Below are 17,078 nucleotides of genomic sequence, written 5' to 3'. Positions count from 1 at the left end.
CAACCATTATCCCCGTTTCGATCGTCAGGGCATGAGAACGGTGAACGACCAGTCCAGGACGGGAGCGTCGACGTCGTCGCGGTGGGCGGTGACGAGTGACCGGAGGTCGAGCGCCGTCCCGCCGCCGGGGAGGTCGTCAGCTGCCCCCACCACGAGGTCGCTGCTCAGGGTGTCGCCCTCGCGAACCGGTCCCAGGTGGTCACACGAGTGCCAGCCGAGCACGGTGAGCATCGTCGGCAGTGCGCGGGTGGCCTGGGCCAGTGCGAGCCCGATGGTGTGGCCGCCGTAGACCAACCGGCCGGAGTCCGAGGCGCGGGCGTCGTGGTGCGTCTGGGCGATGTTGGTGGTGAGCCGGGCCAGCTCCGGGGCACCGGAGACTACGTCGGCCCCCGGTCGCAGGACGGTTCCCTCGGCCGGGAGGGGGTCGCCGGCCCCGGGGACCGCGGCGCGGTACGCGGCCACGTCCCACCCCGCTGGCGCGGCCCACGGCGGGGTGGGGGCGACTCCGATCGTCGTCAGGTCGTCGGCGTGCTCGCACGACGCCGGATCGATGCCCGGCGTCAGCGGCAACATGGCGCACCGGTGGAAGTCCAGGACGGTCCGCGCGTCCTGGTCGGTGGTGGTCACCCTCAGGACGGCCAGTCCGGTGGGGGCGCGACCCGGTGAAGCGCGGGTGGTCCTCAGCCCGATGACCTCGGTCCTGGTGGACAGGGTGTCCCCGATCGCGGGCGCCGTGTGCAGACGCAGACCGCGGTAGAAGAGGTTGGCCTTGACGCGCTGGGTGAGGACGGAGGACTGACCGACCGCCACGTCGACGACCAGGCCGGGGTGGGCCACCGTGCCGCCCGTGACGGTCTGGGCGAGATGGCGGTCCAGGGGGAGCCTCAGGCGATCGCCGAGGATCGCCTGATGGCTGGCGGCGAGCCCGTCCGTGAGGGTGACGGCCGGGGCGTCGACGATGACCTGACCCACCGCCAGCTGATCGAAGTGGGGTCCGCCGACGGGGAGGTGGCCGCGACTGTCCATGACCGCCATCCTAGGCAATCCATGAGCATGATTATTGACGGATGTGCGGCGGGTTGGGACGATGGGCCGACGTCCACCCGGGCGGACGACCGAGCGACGACGACGAGGTGCTGCGCGGTGCCGGACCTGAACGAGGACGAGGCCTACCTGGTCGCGACCGTGCGCCGTTTCATCGACCGTGAGGTCAGGCCGTCCGTCCGTGCGACCGAACACGCGGACTCCTACCCCGAACGCTGGATCGAGCAGATGAAGCAGATCGGGATCTACGGTCTGGCCGTACCCGAGGAGTACGGCGGGATGCCGGTCTCGATGCCCTGCTTCGTGCACGTGACCGAGGAGCTCGCCCGCGGGTGGATGTCGCTCGCCGGTGCCATGGGCGGGCACACCGTGGTGGCCACGCTGCTCACCCGGTTCGGGACCGAGGAGCAGAAATCCGCCTACCTGCCGAGGATGGCGACGGGGGAGGTGCGGGCGACCATGGCGCTCACCGAGCCGGGAGGGGGATCGGACCTCCAGGCCATGGGAACCACCGCCCTTCGCGACGGCGACGACCTCGTGATCACCGGCGCCAAGACGTGGATCTCCAACGCGCGCCGTTCCGGCCTCATCGCGCTGCTCTGCAAGACGGATCCCGCGGCCACTCCCGCGCACAGGGGGATCTCGATCGTCCTGGTCGAACACGGGCCCGGTCTGACCGTCTCCAGGGACCTGTCCAAGCTGGGGTACAAGGGCGTCGAGACGTGTGAGTTGGCGTTCGACGCCTATCGCACGCCCGTCACGCAGATCCTCGGCGGGGAGCCGGGGCGGGGGTTCGCCCAGATGATGACGGGCCTGGAGACCGGACGGATCCAGGTCGCGGGCCGTGCCCTCGGGGTCGCGGCGGCCGCCCTGGAGGACTCGCTCGCCTACGCGCAGCAACGGGAGTCATTCGGCCAACCGATCTGGAAGCACCAGGCGATCGGCCATCGCCTGGCCGACATGGCCACCAGGCTCTCCGCCGCGCGCCGGCTCACGCTCCACGCGGCGGAGCGTGCCGATGCCGGCGAGCGCTGCGACATGGAGGCGGGGATGGCCAAGCTCTTCGCCTCCGAGGCCGCCATGGAGATCGCGCTCGACGCGGTACGGATCCACGGCGGCTACGGGTACTCCACGGAGTACGACGTCGAGCGGTACTTCCGGGACGCCCCGCTCATGATCGTGGGCGAGGGGACCAACGAGATCCAACGCAACGTCATCGCATCGCAACTGGTGCAGCGAGGAGGACTGTCATGAGGGTGTTCGAGGGGCTGGAGCAGCTCGAAGCCGAACTCGGCCGACACGTGGGGTACAGCGACTGGATGGAGATCACGCAGGACCGGATCGACGCGTTCGCCGAGGCCACCGGGGATCACCAGTGGATCCACGTGGATCCCGTCCGCGCCGCGCAGGGGCCGTACGGCGCCACCATCGCCCACGGGTACCTGACGCTGTCCCTGCTGCCGGTGCTGGGGGCGGAGGTTCTGGACATCCGGGGATTCCGGATGATGATCAACTACGGCGTCGACAAGGTCCGGTTCCCGGCCCCGGTCCCGGTGGGCTCGCGGATCCGTGCGGGCGTCGAACTCACCTCGCTCCAGCGCAAGTCCGCCGGAGTCCAGCTCAACAGTCTGGTGACCGTGGAGGTCGAGGGCTCCGACCGTCCGGCGGTCGTGGCCGAGACCGTGCGGATGATGGTCGAGTGAGGCGGGGGACGAGTCCGACGAATTCACGATGAGTTAACTCACAGTCGTGTGATTCGGGCGTAGCGTGACTCTCAACGGTCGGTGGGGAAGCCGACCGTCGGGAGGTCCCAGCCGATGATCGACGCACTCGATCGGGAGGGGGCCGGCACCCGGCCCCGTCACCACCAGGTGACCTGAGCCGACCGGTCCACCCCCAGCTCGCCCGCGGTGCCGCGGGCCAGGAGTCCGCCGTGACCGACACCGTACGCACCTACGTCCTCGACACCTCGGTTCTGCTCTCTGACCCGTGGGCCGTCACCCGCTTCGCCGAGCACCGCGTGGTGCTGCCCATCGCGGTGATCGGGGAGCTGGAGGGCAAGCGACACCATCCCGAGCTCGGCTACTTCGCCCGAGAGGCCCTCCGACTCCTCGAGGACCTGCGCCTGCGCCACGGACGGCTCGACGGCGACCTGCCCATCACCGACGAGGGCGGCACCCTGCGGGTGGAGCTCAACCACACCGACCAGACGATCCTGCCGACCGGCTTCCGGAACACCGGCGAGGATTCCCGGATCCTGGCGTGCGCGCTCAACCTCCGCGCGGAGGGCCAGGACACCGTCCTCGTCTCCAAGGACGTGCCGCTGCGCGTCAAGGCCGGATCAGTGGGTCTGCCCGCAGACGAGTACCACGCCCAGGACGTGGTGCTGACCGGGTACAGCGGGGTGGCCGACCTGCCCGCCACCCAGGATCTCGTGGACACCCTGTTCTCCGACGGTGGGGCGTCGCCGCTCGCGGCCCGCGCGGCCGGGCTGGACGTACAGGCCCCGGTCCACTGCGGTATCCGGGTCCAGACCGAGTCGTCGTCGGCACTGGCCCGCGTCACCGACGGCGGCGGATTGAAGCTGGTCCGCGGGGATGTCGAGGTGTTCGGCCTGCGGGGCCGTTCCGCCGAGCAGCGCATCGCCATCGACTGTCTGCTCGACGAGTCGATCGGGATCGTCTCGCTCGGGGGCCGGGCGGGAACGGGCAAGTCCGCGCTCGCCCTGTGCGCCGGGCTCGAGTCCGTCCTCGAGCGGCGCCGCCACCGCAAGATCGTCGTGTTCCGGCCCCTCTACGCCGTGGGCGGACAGGAGCTCGGCTACCTCCCGGGCAGCGAGAGCGAGAAGATGTCGCCGTGGTCCCAGGCGGTCTTCGACACCCTCGAGGGACTGGTCAGCGAGAACGTGATCGACGAGGTGATGGACCGGGACATCCTGGAGGTGCTCCCGCTTACCCACATCCGGGGCCGGAGCCTGCACGACTCGTTCGTGATCGTCGACGAGGCGCAGTCACTCGAGCGCAACGTGCTGCTCACCGTGCTCTCCAGGCTGGGAACGGGTTCACGGGTCGTGCTCACCCACGACGTGGCCCAGCGTGACAACCTGCGGGTCGGTCGCCACGACGGCATCCAGGCGGTGGTGGAGAAGCTCAAGGGTCATCCGTTGTTCGCGCACGTGACCCTCAACCGCTCGGAGCGGTCGGCGATCGCCGAGTTGGTCACCACGATGCTCGAGGAGTTCCACCCGGACGCCCTGCCCGGGGAGTTGCGCCGGATTCACGCCGCCTGACCGGCGCGCTGCGTGCCCGGGCGTTCCCGGGCCGGGCACGCAGCGCTCCAGGGTGAGAGAGCCGGCGTCACCGCTCGCGGTCGAGCCCCGTCATCCCCAGCACGTCGAGGCGGCGGTCCAGCTCGTCCTCGCTCAGTGGGTCGGGGACGAACCCCAGGGCGATCACGGCTTCGCGGATCGTCATCCCCTCCGCCAGCGCGTGCTTGGCCACCCGGGCGGCCTCCTCGTAGCCGATGGCGGAGTTCAGCGGGGTGACGATCGAGGGCGAGGACTCGGCGTAGCGGCGCATCCTGTCGACGTCGGGCTCGATCCCGTCGATGCAGCGCTCGGCGAACAGCGTGGTGGACGTGGTGAGGATCCGAGCGGACTCCAGGACGTTTCGCGCCATCACCGGGATCGCGGTGTTGAGCTCGAAGGCCCCTGTCGCGCCGGCCCAGGCCACGGCCGCGTCGTTACCCACGACCTGGGCGGCGACCTGGGAGATGGTCTCGCAGAGTACGGGGTTGACCTTGCCGGGCATGATCGACGACCCGGGCTGCAGGTCCGGCAGGTGGACCTCGGACAAGCCCGTCATGGGACCGGATCCCATCCAGCGGACGTCGTTGGCGATCTTCGTCAGCGAGACGGCGATCGTCCGCATCGCCCCCGAGAGCTCCACCAGACCGTCGCGGGCGGACTGAGCCTCGAACGGGTCCGCGGCCAGGCGCAGCTCCTCGAGCCCGGTGAGGGCGCGCAGTTCCTCGACCACCGCGGAGCCGAACCCGTCCGGTGCGTTGAGGCCGGTGCCCGCGGCCGTGCCGCCGATCGGGAGCTCGCCCACCCGGGGCAGGGTGGCGCAGACACGCTCGGCCCCGGCCCGGAGCTGGCGGGCATACCCCCCGAACTCCTGGCCCAGGGTCACGGGGACCGCGTCCATGAGATGAGTGCGGCCGGACTTGACCACGTCCCGCCACTCGACGGACTTCCGCTCGAACGACTCGGCCAGCCCGCTCAGTGCGGGGGCGAGTTCGGTCAGCGCCACCTCCGTCGCGGCGACATGGGTCGCGGTGGGGAAGGTGTCGTTGGAGGACTGCGACATGTTGACGTCGTCGTTCGGGTGCACGGTGACACCCTCGGCCGCGCACAGCGACGCGATGACCTCGTTGGCGTTCATGTTGGAACTGGTCCCGGACCCGGTCTGGAACACGTCCACGGGGAAGTGCTCGTCGACCTCCCCGTCGGCGATCCGACCGGCCGCGGACACGATGGCGTCCACCTTGGTCTGCTCGAGGAGCCCGAGACGACCGTTGACCGTCGCGCAGGCGGACTTGAGGAGGCCGAGGGCGCGGATCTGTGCGCGCTCGAGGCCGCTACCGGAGACCGGAAAGTTCTCCACCGCCCGCTGCGTCTGGGCCCGCCACAGCGCATCGACCGGTACTCGGACCTCGCCCATGGTGTCGTGCTCGATACGGAATTCACTCTGGTCAGCCATACGGGCCAGAGTAGGCGTGGCCGCCGCGACGTGCAGCCGCTCCGCGGTCCCGGGCGGGTCAGCTGTCGCGGGACCCCTGACCGTAGTCGACCGCCGAGAACTCGCGGAGTTTCTCCATACGGTGGCGGGCCTCGACGTGCCGCACGGTACCCGACTTGGACCGCATGACCAGGGACCTGGTGACCGCGCCGTTGGAGCGGTAGCTCACGCCGCGGACCATGTCGCCGTTGGTGATGCCGGTCGCCGCGAAGAAGCAGTTGTCGCCCTTGACCAGGTCGTCGGTGCCGAGGAACGCGTCGACGTCGAGACCGGCGTCGACCGCCTTCTGGCGTTCGGCGTCGTCCTGGGGCCAGAGCTGCCCCTGGATCTCGCCGCCCATGCACTTCATGGCGCAGGCGGTGATGATCCCCTCCGGGGTGCCGCCGATACCCATGAGCATGTCCACCGAGCTGTCGTCGGAGGCGGCGGCCACGCCGCCGGCCACGTCCCCGTCCATGATCAACCGGACCTTGGCGCCGGCCGCACGGATCTCCGCGATGAGCTCGGCGTGCCGGGGGCGGTCGAGGACGCACACCGTCATGTCCCCGACGTCGATGTTCTTGGCCTTGGCCACGGAGACGATGTTCCACTCGGTGGACTTGGACAGGTCGATGTGGCCGACCGCATCCGGTCCCACGGCGATCTTGCGCATGTAGAACACCGCGGAGGGGTCGAACATCGCGCCCCGCTCCGCGACGGCGATGACGGCGATGGAGTTGGGGCGGCCCTCGGCCATGAGGCGCGTGCCGTCGATCGGATCCACCGCCACGTCGACGGCGGGTCCGTGCCCGGTGCCGACCTTCTCGCCGTTGAACAGCATCGGCGCCTCGTCCTTCTCGCCCTCGCCGATCACCACGACGCCGTCCATGTCCACGGTGCCGATGAGCTCGCGCATGGCGTCCACGGCCGCGCCGTCACCCCCGAGCTTGTCGCCCCGGCCCACCCACCGGCCGGCCGCGAGCGCGGCGGCCTCGGTGACTCGGACGAGCTCCATGGCGAGGTTACGGTCGGGACGTAGGGCGTCTGACATGTGGCGTCGGGCTCCTCGGATAGCTGCAGGCGGACGGGCAGGGGCGGCTCGCCGCGCGATGGGGTGTCGGCGCTCATTGTTGCACCTGTCGGCCTTCGCCGGGGGCCAGGCGCCCGACATGCCCCGGCCGGGTGGGATACTCGACGCCGTGGCCGAGCCGAAACCGAGAATCCTGCAGGGTAACCGCGACATGTTCTGGTCGGTGGTGGTTCTCATGGTGATCGTCGGACTTTTCGCCGGAGTGTCCGGGCAGTGCACGTTCAGCCCGTCGGGACCCCAGCAGGGCGCGATCCCGGAGTTCGACGCCGAGGCCTCCCTGCGTCAGGACGCGAGGAGTCTGGACTTCCCGGTCCGTTCCCCGGACGTTCCGGAGGGATGGACCTCCAACTCCGGGCGCGTCGAGAGCTTCGCCGACACCACCTCGAGCCACGTGGGATGGGTGACGGGGGAGCGTAGCTTCGTCGAACTGGTCCAGTCCGACGCCCCGGAGGACGCGTTCCGGTCGCTGAACGGTGGCCCGAGGCCGAACCGGACGATCGTGCCGGTGACCGGGCGGGAGTGGACCGTGTTCACTGGTGACGACGTCCGCCCGGTGTGGGTCCTGGACCTGGACGACGTGCGGGTGGCGGTGACCGGGTCGGCCACCACCTCGGACTTCGAGGCGCTGGCCGCGGCGGTCCAGGACGCCGAACCGCTTCCCGACAGTCGATAGGCCTCGGCGACGACTAGGTGTGATCTCGACTAGGTGCGGTCGCCCGAGTCGTCGTCGCCCAGAACGGCGTCGATCCGGTCGCGTGCTCCGTCGAGATGCTCGGTGCACCGCGCGGCGAGTTCCTCGCCGCGCTCCCAGAGCGCCAGGGAGGCGTCCAGGTCCTGCCCACCGGCCTCGAGGATGCGGACCACCTCGATCAGCTCGTCGCGGGCCTCCTCGTAGCCGAGCTGGGAGACGGGGGTCTGCTCGTCGGACATCAGGACTGCTCCTCGGTTGAGTCAGGCTCGGGTGTGGCGGGCGCGGGTGTGGCGGGCGCGGGTGTCGTGGCGGCGGTCCGGCCCGCGGCGGGGGTGGAGCCCAGGACCGCGGCGGACAGGGCCCCGTCCGAGACCCGGATACGCAGCTGGGACCCGGGTGGCGCGTGGGCGATCGAGGAGACCACCCGGCCGTCGTGGTCCCCCGCGACGGACTGGACCACCGCGTACCCGCGGGCCAGGGTGGCAGCGGGTCCGAGCGTGGTGAGCCGCGCCGCGAGGTGGCCGAGTGACGTGGACTCGGTCTGGATGATCCGGGTGATGTCGCGGCGGGCCGCCCGGAGAGCCTCGGCCACCACTTCGGCCCGCGAGTCCACGAGCCCGTGCGGGTTCGCCATGACGGGTCGGGAGCGGATCGCGGCGAGCTGTGCGCGCTCCCGCTCCACCCATCCTCGCAGTGCGCGCGCGGTCCTCGCGCGGGCGTCGGCGATCCTGCGCCGCTCCTCGACGACGTCCGGGACCACCCGTTTGGCGGCGTCGGTGGGGGTGGCCGCGCGCAGGTCGGCGACCAGATCGGACAGGGGGGAGTCCGGTTCGTGCCCGATCGCGCTGACCACGGGTGTGCGACATCGCGAGATCGCCCGGACCAGGGCCTCGTCCGAGAACGGGAGCAGGTCCTCGACCGAACCCCCGCCGCGGGCGAGGATGATCACGTCGACGACGGGGTCGGCGTCGAGTTCGGCCAGCGCCTCCAGGATCTGGGGGACGGCCGACGGCCCCTGCACCGCGGTGTTGCGGACGGCGAACCGCACGTCCGGCCACCGCCCGCGGGACACCTCGACCACGTCCCGCTCGGCCGCACTCGCGCGTCCGGTGACCAGTCCCACGCAGGTGGGGAGGAACGGCAGCGGTCGCTTGAGCCGCGGATCGAACAGGCCCTCGGCGGCGAGGGCCTGCTTGAGCCGCTCGATGCGGGCGAGGAGCTCGCCTATGCCCACCGGACGGATCTCGGAGACCTGGAGCGAGAACGACCCACGACCGGTGTAGAAGCGGGGGGTTCCGCGGATCACGACCCGGCTGCCCTCGGTCACCGGCACCGGAGCCTCGGAGATGAGCCGGGGCGGGCAGGTGAGGGTCAGAGAATTGTCCACCGAGGGGTCGCGCAGGGTGAGGAACGCGGTCCGGGTGCCGGGGCGCAGGCTCAACTGGGTGATCTGGCCCTCGACCCAGACGGCGCCGAGCCGGTGGATCCAGTTGGCGATCTGGTCCGAGACCACCCGGACCGGCCACGGCTGTTCGGGGGTGCTGGGGCTCCTCGAGGATCCGGCGGTCACGTGGAGCGCGGGGTGACGCGGCCGGTCGGGACATCGGGGTCGTCACCGTCGACACCCGCGCCGCCGTCCGCGCTCGCCGCGGTGCCGTACCGGGCGCTGCCCCCGGGTGTGTCGAGATCCTCGTCGAACGTCGCCCATTCCGGTTGATCCGATCGGGCGGGGAACACCGCCGCGATCACCCGGTCCCCCTTGACCGCGAGCTCCGCGACGGCCTGACCGGCGTGGAGATACGTCTGCACCAGGTTGCCGGCGACCTTCACCGGGACCGTGGGAAGCGAGACCGCCGCCTGGACCGCACGCCCGGGGAGCTCCGCGGCATATTCGACCGCGGAGGCGGCCACGCCGATGGAGACGCGGGTGAGGAAGAAGGGTCGGAGCATGGGAACCTCTCTGCCGGGGGGCGTCCGGGAGGCGTGATGGTCGGAATCCAGTATGAACCGTACCCTGGTGCCATGACCGAGCAGACCGACATGATCGCCGAACCGGCAACCAAGCGAGTGCTTCTCGCGGAACCGCGTGGCTATTGCGCCGGCGTCGACCGGGCCGTCGAGACGGTCGAGAAGGCCCTGGCCAAGCACGGTGCACCGCTGTACGTGCGCAAGGAGATCGTCCACAACAAGCACGTGGTGGAGTCGTTCACCGACCAGGGCGTGATCTTTGTCGACGAGACGGACGAGGTCCCGCACGGGTCGAACCTGGTGTTCTCGGCCCACGGGGTCTCCCCGGCCGTCCGCGAGAGCGCCCTGCAACTGGAGTTGACCACGTTCGACGCGACCTGCCCGCTCGTCACCAAGGTCCACACCGAGGTCAAGCGCTTCGCCCGGGAGGGGTATTTGATCCTGCTGGTCGGCCACGAGGGCCACGAGGAGGTCGAGGGGACCGCGGGAGAGGCACCCGACGTGGTGACCCTGGTCGACGGCCCTGAGTCCGTCGACGCCCTGGACATCCCCGTCGACACCGAGAAGCTCATCTGGCTCTCGCAGACGACTCTCAGCGTCGACGAGACCATGGAGACGGTCCGCCGGCTCAAGGAGAAGTACCCGACGCTGATCGACCCGCCGTCGGACGACATCTGCTACGCGACGCAGAACCGGCAGGTCGCGGTCAAGACCATGGCACCGCAATGCGACCTGGTGATCGTGGTGGGGTCGAAGAACTCGTCCAACTCGGTCCGGCTCGTCGAGGTGGCCCTGCAGGCCGGTGCGCGCGACGCCCACCTGGTCGACTACGCCAAGGAGATCGACACCTCGTGGCTCGAGGGTGTCACCACGGTGGGCGTGACCTCGGGCGCGTCCGTCCCCGAGTTGCTGGTGCGCGGGGTGGTGGACCTGCTGGGCGACCACGGTTACAACGACGTCTCCTCGGTGCGGACCGCGCAGGAGACCATCACGTTCTCCCTGCCCCGCGAGCTCCGGGTTCCCAAGAAGGTCTAGAGCGACCGGCGCCTCACCGGCGAGCGTGCGCCGGGGCCGCCCGCCGCCGGTGGGCCGGCGCCGGGCGGGTGCGGCGGGGCTCGAGGACGAACGCCCGGATCAGGGCGATCGCGACCACCACGAGAGTGGTGGTGAGCATCAGCGGGAACCTGGTCGCCAACGGCAGGACCATCGAGAGCATCTGGGACCGGGAGAAGGCCGCCGCGGTCAGGCCCGCCCCCGCGATCACCGAGGCCAGCGGGACGAGCACCGCCATGATGATCGGCGGTTGGATTCCGGCGACGAACAACGCGCGCCGCGAGACCGCCAGCACCGCGATCAGGCACCCGAGGAAGTAACCCACGGTGAAGCCGGTCCCGAGGCCCCCGGAGAGCGAGTCGATCGCCACGCCGGTGAGCGTGACGGCGACCGCGAGCAGGACCGCCGACCAGGCGGGGAGGCCTCGGACGGTCGAGACGACGGACCTCTCGTCCGCCGGGACCCGTCCGCTCCTGCGTGTGTTCACGGGATGAGACTCTAACTGTCGAGACGGCGAGCGAGGAATCTGCCGAAGCGCCGGAGGGCGTTGGGCTTTGTCTCCGACGGCGAGGGCCGGTTGCCGTACACGGCGTCGGGATCGACCGGACCCGTCGGTGGATTCGCGTGGTCGGTCGACGGGTCCTCGGCATCCGGGTCGGGCGGGACCACCTCGTCGTCGTCGATCGGCAGGGTTCCCACCACCGACGTGCCCTCACCTGTCGCCTCGACCGACCCGCTGTCAGGAGCCCCGTGGACGTGTCCCGGCCGGGTGTCCTTGATCCCCGCCATGATGGCGCTGCTGCTCTTGCGCAGAGGCGCGAACCTCGAACTCGACATCTCGCCGAGCCAGGCCGTCAGGCGACCTTCGTCGGTGGCGGACGCGAGGTCGGAGGCGGTCACGTCCCCGGTCCGCAAGTCGATCTGCTCGCCCAGGTATCGGAGCATCACGGCGACCACCGCCAGGATCGGCACCGCGAGGAACGCCCCGATGATGCCGAACAGGGTGCCACCGGCGGCGACGCCGAGCAGGATCACCACGGGGTGCAGGTTCATCGCCTTCGACTGGAGGATCGGCTGGAGGATGTTGCTCTCGAGTTGCTGCACCGCGATGATCACGACCAGCACGATGATCGCTGTGGTCAGGCCGTTGGCCACCAGAGCGATGAGCACCGCCAGTGCGCCGGCTGTGAACGCACCGACGATCGGGATGAACCCGGCCAGGAACGTGATGACCGCGAGCGCCCACGCCAGCGGCACACCCAGGATGACCAGTGCCAGGCCGATGAAGAAGGCGTCGACGAACGAGACGATCGCCTGTGCGCGGATGTACCCGCCGAGGGTGTTCCAGCTGCGGGTGAGGACCTCGGTGAGGTGGCGTCCGGCGTTGCGGCCGGCGATCCGGCGCACGAACGGCAGGAAACGGGGGCCGTCCTTGATGAAGAAGAACGTGAGCACGAGGACCAGGACGAAGGTGATGAGGAGCGAACCCACCGCGGTGACACCGGTGAACACACCGTTGGCGATCTGGTCGCCCCGATCCTGCAGCGTCGAACTGAGCTGGCCCAGCACGCTGTCGAGCTGTTCGTCCCGGATGTTCAGGGGCGGGCCCCGGAGCCAGTCCTGGACCTCGACGATCGCCTCCGAGGCCTGGTCCGCCAGCTGGACGCTCTGATCGATGATCGACGGGGCGATCAGCGCGAGAACGCCCGCGACGGCCCCGAGGGATCCGAGGAGTGAGATGAGCGCGGCAAGCGCTTTGGGGACGCCGTGGCGGGTCATCCAGCCCGTCGGGGGCCAGAGGACCGTCGCCACGATGAGCGCGAGCAGGATCGGCAGGATGCCCACCCACAGCGCGCCACCGATCCGGCTGAGCAACCATCCCGCGATGAGCAGGATGGCCAGACGCAGCGCCCAGTCGGTGACCCAGCGCCCGCCGAGGCCGATGAGGACGGACCGGTCGACGTGCTCCTCTTCTGTCCCGACTGGGTGAGGCGGTTTCGGCTCGTCGCTCATGGCACACATCCTGTCAGAGGTCACGCCGACGCGCTCCCTGTGACCTCCAGGGGTGGCGGACAGCGGGGACGCGGGGTGTGGGCCGTAGACTCTGGCCTCGTGAGTCTCACCCTCGGAATCGTCGGACTGCCCAATGTCGGTAAGTCGACCCTGTTCAACGCCCTGACGAACAACGACGCGCTGGCCGCGAACTACCCGTTCGCGACGATCGAGCCGAACATCGGGGTCGTGGATCTGCCGGACCCCCGGCTGGCCCGCCTGGCCGAGATCTTCGGCTCCGAGCGGATCCTGCCCGCGGTCGTGTCCTTCGTGGACATCGCCGGGATCGTCAAGGGCGCCAGCACCGGTGAGGGGATGGGCAACAAGTTCCTCGCCAACATCCGCGAGGCCGAGGCCATCTGTCAGGTCGTGCGGGTCTTCGACGACCCGGATGTGATCCACGTCGACGGCCGGGTCGACCCGATGGCCGACATCGAGGTGATCGCCACCGAGCTGATCCTCGCGGACATGGAGACCCTGGAGAAGGCCGTCCCGCGCCTGGAGAAGGAGTCCCGCAAGGACAAGTCCCTCGTGCCGCAGCTCGAGGAGATCCGCAAGGCCCAGGGCGTGCTCGAGGACGGACGGACCCTGTTCCAGGCGCAGGACGAGGTGGACCGCACGCTACTGCGGGACCTGCACCTGATGACCGCGAAGCCCTTTCTCTACGTCTTCAACGCCGACGAGTCCGTGCTCACCGACGCCGGGCGTCAGGCCGAGCTGCGCGCCGCGGTGGCCCCCGCCGACTGCGTGTTCCTCGACGCCAAGGTCGAGTCCGAGCTCCGCGAGCTGGACGAGGCCGACGCCATGGAGCTGCTCGAGTCGATCGGCCAGGAGGAGCCGGGCCTGAACGCGCTCGCCCGCGCCGGCTTCCACACCCTGGGCCTGCAGACCTACCTCACCGCCGGGCCCAAGGAGTCGCGCGCCTGGACGATCCGCAAGGGCGACACCGCCCCCAAGGCCGCCGGCGTGATCCACACCGACTTCGAGAAGGGCTTCATCAAGGCCGAGATCGTGTCCTTTGACGACCTCGACGCCGCCGGGTCCATGGCCGCCGCCAAGGCCGCCGGCAAGGTGCGCATGGAGGGCAAGGACTACGTGATGGCCGACGGGGACGTGGTGGAGTTCAGGTTCAACGTCTGAGTCGCGGGCGAGAGCTCCTCACGAACGATGCGGGCACCCGCGCTGAGCGAGCTCAACTTCGCCAGAGCGAGGTCCCGGGAGAAGGGCGCCATGCCGCAGTTGGTGCTGGGGAGGAGTTTGTCCTCGTCGACGAACTGCAGGGCGTTGCGGAGCGTGGCGGCGACCTCCTCCGGAGTCTCGACCTTCTCGCTGGCCACGTCTATCGCCCCGAGCATGACCTTCTTGCCGCGGACCAGTCCGACGAGGTCTATCGGCACACGGGAGTTGTGGCACTCCAGGGAGATGATGTCGATGCTGGACTGCTGCAGGAGGGGGAACGACTCCTCGTACTGGCGCCATTCCGAACCGAGGGTGGCCTTCCAGTCGGTGTTCGCCTTGATCCCGTAGCCGTAGCAGATGTGCACCGCGGTCTCCGCGCGCAATCCCGCTGTCGCCCTTTCGAGCGTCGCCACGCCCCAGTCCTTCATCTCATCGAAGTAGACGTTGAACGCGGGCTCGTCGAACTGGATGATGTCGACCCCCGCCGCCTCGAGGTCTCGTGCCTCCTGGTTGAGGATCGTCGCGAACTCCCACGCCAGCTTCTCGCGGCTGGCGTAGTGGCCGTCGTAGAGCGTGTCGATCATCGTCATGGGGCCGGGTAGTGCCCACTTGATCGGTTGATCGGTCTGCTGTCGAAGGAATCTGGCGTCGTCGACGAAAATCGGCTTCGATCGGCGCACGTCACCGACCACGGTGGGCACACTGGCGTCGTAACGATCGCGGATCCGAACCGTCGCGCGCTGCTCGAAGTCGACCCCGTCGAGATGCTCGATGAACGTCGTCACGAAGTGCTGGCGGGTCTGCTCGCCGTCACTGACGATGTCGATCCCGCGATCGCTCTGCTCCTTCACGACGATACGCAGCGCGTCCTGCTTTCCCTCGACCAACTCATCGCCCTGCAACCTCCAGGGAGCCCAGAGGGTTTCAGGCTGGGCGAGCCACGAGGGCTTGGGCAGGCTGCCGACGATGGACGTGGGCAGGATCTGGTTCATGGTCGACTTTCCTCCGGTGGTCATCCGACGAGAACGGGGTAGCGGGCGGCCCACCGCTCGAGGAGTTCGCGGTGGGGCTTCACCAGGTGATCCTCCGTGTACTTGCCCTGCTTCGTCGCGAGCTGACTGCGCTCGACCCGGTCGTAGATGATCGGGGTGGGCGAATAGTCCTGCTCTTCCAGGGTTGGTCGGTAGATCTCTGCGGCGGGGGAGGTCGCGTTGTAGATCTCCGGCCGATAGATCCGCTGGAAGGTCTCCATCACGCTCACCGTCCCGATGAGCTGCAGGTCGGTGTAGTCACTGAGCAGATCGCCGCGGAAGTAGAACGCGAGCGGGGCGACACCGCCGGGCGGCAGGAAGAACCTGACACGGAGCCCCATCTTGCGGAAGTACTCGTCGGTCAACGAATAGTCGTCCTGCTGGTACTCGACGCCGAGGGTCGGATGGTGGTGTCCGGTCCGGTGGTAGGTCCGGCTCGTGGAGACGCTGATGCAGATCACGGGATCCATCTCGAAGCGCTCCCGGTAGGCCTCGGAGTCGAGGAAGTGCTGGAACAACTTGCCGTGCAGGTCGCCGAAGTCGCCGGGCACGGAGAACTGGGAGCGTCCCTCGTTGACCGCGGGCAGCCGAACGCTGAAGTCGAAATCGCGGACGTAGGACGAGAAGTTGTTCCCGACGATCCCGGGGATGCGGGCTCCGGTGTCCCGGTCGACGATCTGGATATCCAGTACCTCGATCAGGGGGAACCGGTGGTCCGCGCCCTCCGAGGTGAACTGCAGCTCGGCGGAGACGATCTCGAGCTCGACGGAGTAGCGGTCCCCGGTCGGATTGTCCCGGCGTGCGAGGTCATTGAACCGATGGGTGATCATCGACAGGGTTCGGCGGAGATTCTGCTGACGGTGCTCGCCTCGGGCCAGGTTCGCGAAGTTCGTGGTGGTTCGAGAATTCTCCGACGGTGAGTAGTTCTCGTCGAAGCGGGTGGTGGTGATGCGATACGTGAGTTCGTTCGACATGTGCGTCCCATTCGGGTCGTGATCGGCCGGGCTCGGCGCTGCGAAAAGTCTGTGCCCCTATCCTGCAGTCGCAGCTCAGTTATCGGGTAACTACCATTTGTGATGGATTTGTATAGCCTGAGGCTATGCGTCGAGAATCCAGGGGAATCACCCTCCAGCAGCTGCACTACTACATCGAGGTCGCGGCGGAAGGGTCGATCACCGGCGCCGCGGAGCTGCTCTACGTCGCCCAGCCGACCATGTCCGCCTCCATGAAGGACCTGGAGAACCGAGTGGGTCGCACCCTCCTCGTCCGATCCGCCCGGGGAGTGACGCTGACCGATGAGGGTGCGGAGTTCCTCGGTTACGCCAGGCAGGTGGTCGAGCAGATGTCGCTACTGGAGCAGCGCTACCTCGGTCAACCGCCGTCCCGCCGACTGCTCGGGGTGTCGGCGCAGCACTACTCGTTCGTGGTCGAGGCGTTCATCCGGATGGTGCGATCCGGCGAGGCGGAACAGTACGAGTTCTCGCTTCGTGAGACGCGAACCTGGGACATCATCGAGGACGTCCGGACCCTCCGCAGCGAGGTGGGTGTGCTCTACCGGAACGACTTCAACCGGAAGGTCATCGACAAGCTCCTGCGTGATTCCGGCCTGGTCTTCCACCCGCTCTTCGCCGCGGTGCCGCACATCTTCGTCTCCAGACAGAACCCGTTGGCATCCCGGGAACGCGTCACCCTCGACGACCTCGCCGACCTGCCCAGGCTCACCTTCGACCAGGGAGCGAACAATTCGTTCTACTTCGCCGAGGAGATCCTCTCCACCCGGTCGAGCAAGAGAGAGATCAGGGTGTCCGACCGCGCCACCATCTTCAACCTCATGATCGGTCTCGACGGGTACACGATCTCCACCGGGATCATCAGCGACGACCTCGACCCGGAGATCGTCGCCATCCCGCTCGACGTGGATGAGAGCATCGAGATCGGCTGGATCAGCCATTCCGGAATTCCGCTCACTGCACAGGCGCAGCGCTACCTCTCCGAGGTGCGGGCCGTCGTCGCCGACTACGGAATCGAACTGCTCGAGTCCCCGTGAATCGGGCCGCCGTGCCCTACACCGTTTCCGACGAACTTCCGAGGTTTCGCACAGGCGAGGATCATTCGCCATCGTTGTCCACAGATCGACCTGGAGGGCTTACCGGATCCCGCGTTGCGGTTGAATGTGTCAAGGGCCATTGAGT

The 17,078-nt window shown here is 68.9% G+C and carries 17 protein-coding genes; 7 read left to right on the top strand and 10 right to left on the bottom strand.

Going from position 1 to position 17,078, the window contains the following annotated elements:
* Positions 1-24: 24 nt before the first annotated feature.
* Positions 25-1,026, bottom strand: a complete 1,002-nt coding sequence (locus CEY15_RS15635) for a MaoC family dehydratase (RefSeq protein WP_095719224.1) — start codon at positions 1,024-1,026, stop codon at positions 25-27.
* 117 nt (positions 1,027-1,143) lie between these two features.
* On the opposite strand from CEY15_RS15635, the gene CEY15_RS15630 reads away from it, so the two are divergent.
* From CEY15_RS15630 to CEY15_RS15620, 3 genes are all read left to right on the top strand, one after another.
* Entirely contained in the window at positions 1,144-2,298 is a 1,155-nt protein-coding gene (locus tag CEY15_RS15630) for an acyl-CoA dehydrogenase family protein (protein WP_095719205.1), read from the top strand.
* Positions 2,295-2,747 (top strand): MaoC family dehydratase, encoded by a 453-nt coding sequence (locus CEY15_RS15625; RefSeq protein ID WP_095719204.1) that lies wholly within the window; start codon positions 2,295-2,297, stop codon positions 2,745-2,747. Before CEY15_RS15630 ends, CEY15_RS15625 begins: the two co-directional genes overlap by 4 nt.
* Positions 2,748-2,977: 230 nt before the next feature.
* A complete protein-coding gene (locus CEY15_RS15620; RefSeq protein WP_017835478.1) occupies positions 2,978-4,333 on the top strand; it encodes a PhoH family protein in 1,356 nt (451 codons plus the stop codon).
* Between the two features lie 67 nt (positions 4,334-4,400).
* Here the strand turns inward: CEY15_RS15620 and CEY15_RS15615 are convergent, their stop codons facing one another.
* Together CEY15_RS15615 and glpX are read right to left on the bottom strand one after the other, a co-directional pair.
* Positions 4,401-5,804, bottom strand: a complete 1,404-nt coding sequence (locus tag CEY15_RS15615; RefSeq protein WP_095719203.1) for a class II fumarate hydratase — start codon at positions 5,802-5,804, stop codon at positions 4,401-4,403.
* 58 nt (positions 5,805-5,862) lie between these two features.
* The gene (gene glpX, locus CEY15_RS15610; protein WP_017835476.1) at positions 5,863-6,873 is read right to left on the bottom strand and encodes a class II fructose-bisphosphatase; all 1,011 of its coding nucleotides are present in this window, start codon (positions 6,871-6,873) and stop codon (positions 5,863-5,865) included.
* Between the two features lie 148 nt (positions 6,874-7,021).
* Here glpX and CEY15_RS15605 point away from each other — a divergent pair, with 148 nt between their 5' ends.
* A complete protein-coding gene (locus CEY15_RS15605) occupies positions 7,022-7,585 on the top strand; it encodes a DUF4245 domain-containing protein (RefSeq protein WP_081615069.1) in 564 nt (187 codons plus the stop codon).
* A 29-nt stretch (positions 7,586-7,614) separates the two neighbouring features.
* Here CEY15_RS15605 and CEY15_RS15600 read toward each other — a convergent pair whose 3' ends face one another.
* From CEY15_RS15600 to CEY15_RS15590, 3 genes are read right to left on the bottom strand one after another with little or no spacing between them, the layout of a single operon-like run.
* Positions 7,615-7,842 (bottom strand): exodeoxyribonuclease VII small subunit, encoded by a 228-nt coding sequence (locus tag CEY15_RS15600; RefSeq protein ID WP_017835474.1) that lies wholly within the window; start codon positions 7,840-7,842, stop codon positions 7,615-7,617.
* The gene (xseA, locus tag CEY15_RS15595; protein ID WP_095719202.1) at positions 7,842-9,173 is read right to left on the bottom strand and encodes an exodeoxyribonuclease VII large subunit; all 1,332 of its coding nucleotides are present in this window, start codon (positions 9,171-9,173) and stop codon (positions 7,842-7,844) included. Before xseA ends, CEY15_RS15600 begins: the two co-directional genes overlap by 1 nt.
* Entirely contained in the window at positions 9,170-9,553 is a 384-nt protein-coding gene (locus CEY15_RS15590; RefSeq protein WP_095719201.1) for a hypothetical protein, read from the bottom strand. Before CEY15_RS15590 ends, xseA begins: the two co-directional genes overlap by 4 nt.
* Before the next feature lie 72 nt (positions 9,554-9,625).
* On the opposite strand from CEY15_RS15590, the gene CEY15_RS15585 reads away from it, so the two are divergent.
* The gene (locus tag CEY15_RS15585) at positions 9,626-10,606 is read left to right on the top strand and encodes a 4-hydroxy-3-methylbut-2-enyl diphosphate reductase (RefSeq protein WP_095719223.1); all 981 of its coding nucleotides are present in this window, start codon (positions 9,626-9,628) and stop codon (positions 10,604-10,606) included.
* A 13-nt stretch (positions 10,607-10,619) separates the two neighbouring features.
* Here the strand turns inward: CEY15_RS15585 and CEY15_RS15580 are convergent, their stop codons facing one another.
* Positions 10,620-11,111, bottom strand: a complete 492-nt coding sequence (locus tag CEY15_RS15580; RefSeq protein WP_017837175.1) for a DUF6542 domain-containing protein — start codon at positions 11,109-11,111, stop codon at positions 10,620-10,622.
* An 11-nt stretch (positions 11,112-11,122) separates the two neighbouring features.
* Entirely contained in the window at positions 11,123-12,637 is a 1,515-nt protein-coding gene (locus tag CEY15_RS15575) for an AI-2E family transporter (RefSeq protein ID WP_095719200.1), read from the bottom strand.
* Between the two features lie 99 nt (positions 12,638-12,736).
* On the opposite strand from CEY15_RS15575, the gene ychF reads away from it, so the two are divergent.
* Positions 12,737-13,816, top strand: coding sequence for a redox-regulated ATPase YchF (gene ychF / locus CEY15_RS15570; RefSeq protein ID WP_095719199.1), 1,080 nt, complete (start codon positions 12,737-12,739; stop codon positions 13,814-13,816).
* Here ychF and CEY15_RS15565 read toward each other — a convergent pair.
* Complete coding sequence (locus CEY15_RS15565) at positions 13,768-14,847, bottom strand: methionine synthase (RefSeq protein WP_095719222.1); 1,080 nt, start codon at positions 14,845-14,847, stop codon at positions 13,768-13,770. The genes ychF and CEY15_RS15565 overlap by 49 nt on opposite strands.
* A 20-nt stretch (positions 14,848-14,867) precedes the next feature.
* Positions 14,868-15,860 (bottom strand): putative oxygenase MesX, encoded by a 993-nt coding sequence (locus CEY15_RS15560; RefSeq protein WP_095719198.1) that lies wholly within the window; start codon positions 15,858-15,860, stop codon positions 14,868-14,870.
* Positions 15,861-15,985: 125 nt separating this feature from the next.
* Here CEY15_RS15560 and CEY15_RS15555 point away from each other — a divergent pair, with 125 nt between their 5' ends.
* Positions 15,986-16,933, top strand: a complete 948-nt coding sequence (locus CEY15_RS15555) for a LysR family transcriptional regulator (protein ID WP_095719197.1) — start codon at positions 15,986-15,988, stop codon at positions 16,931-16,933.
* Positions 16,934-17,078 lie beyond the last annotated feature (145 nt).

The organism is Dietzia natronolimnaea, assembly GCF_002289575.1.
GTDB classification, from domain to species: domain Bacteria; phylum Actinomycetota; class Actinomycetes; order Mycobacteriales; family Mycobacteriaceae; genus Dietzia; species Dietzia natronolimnaea_A.
This window is presented reverse-complemented; position numbering and strand designations above follow the sequence as displayed.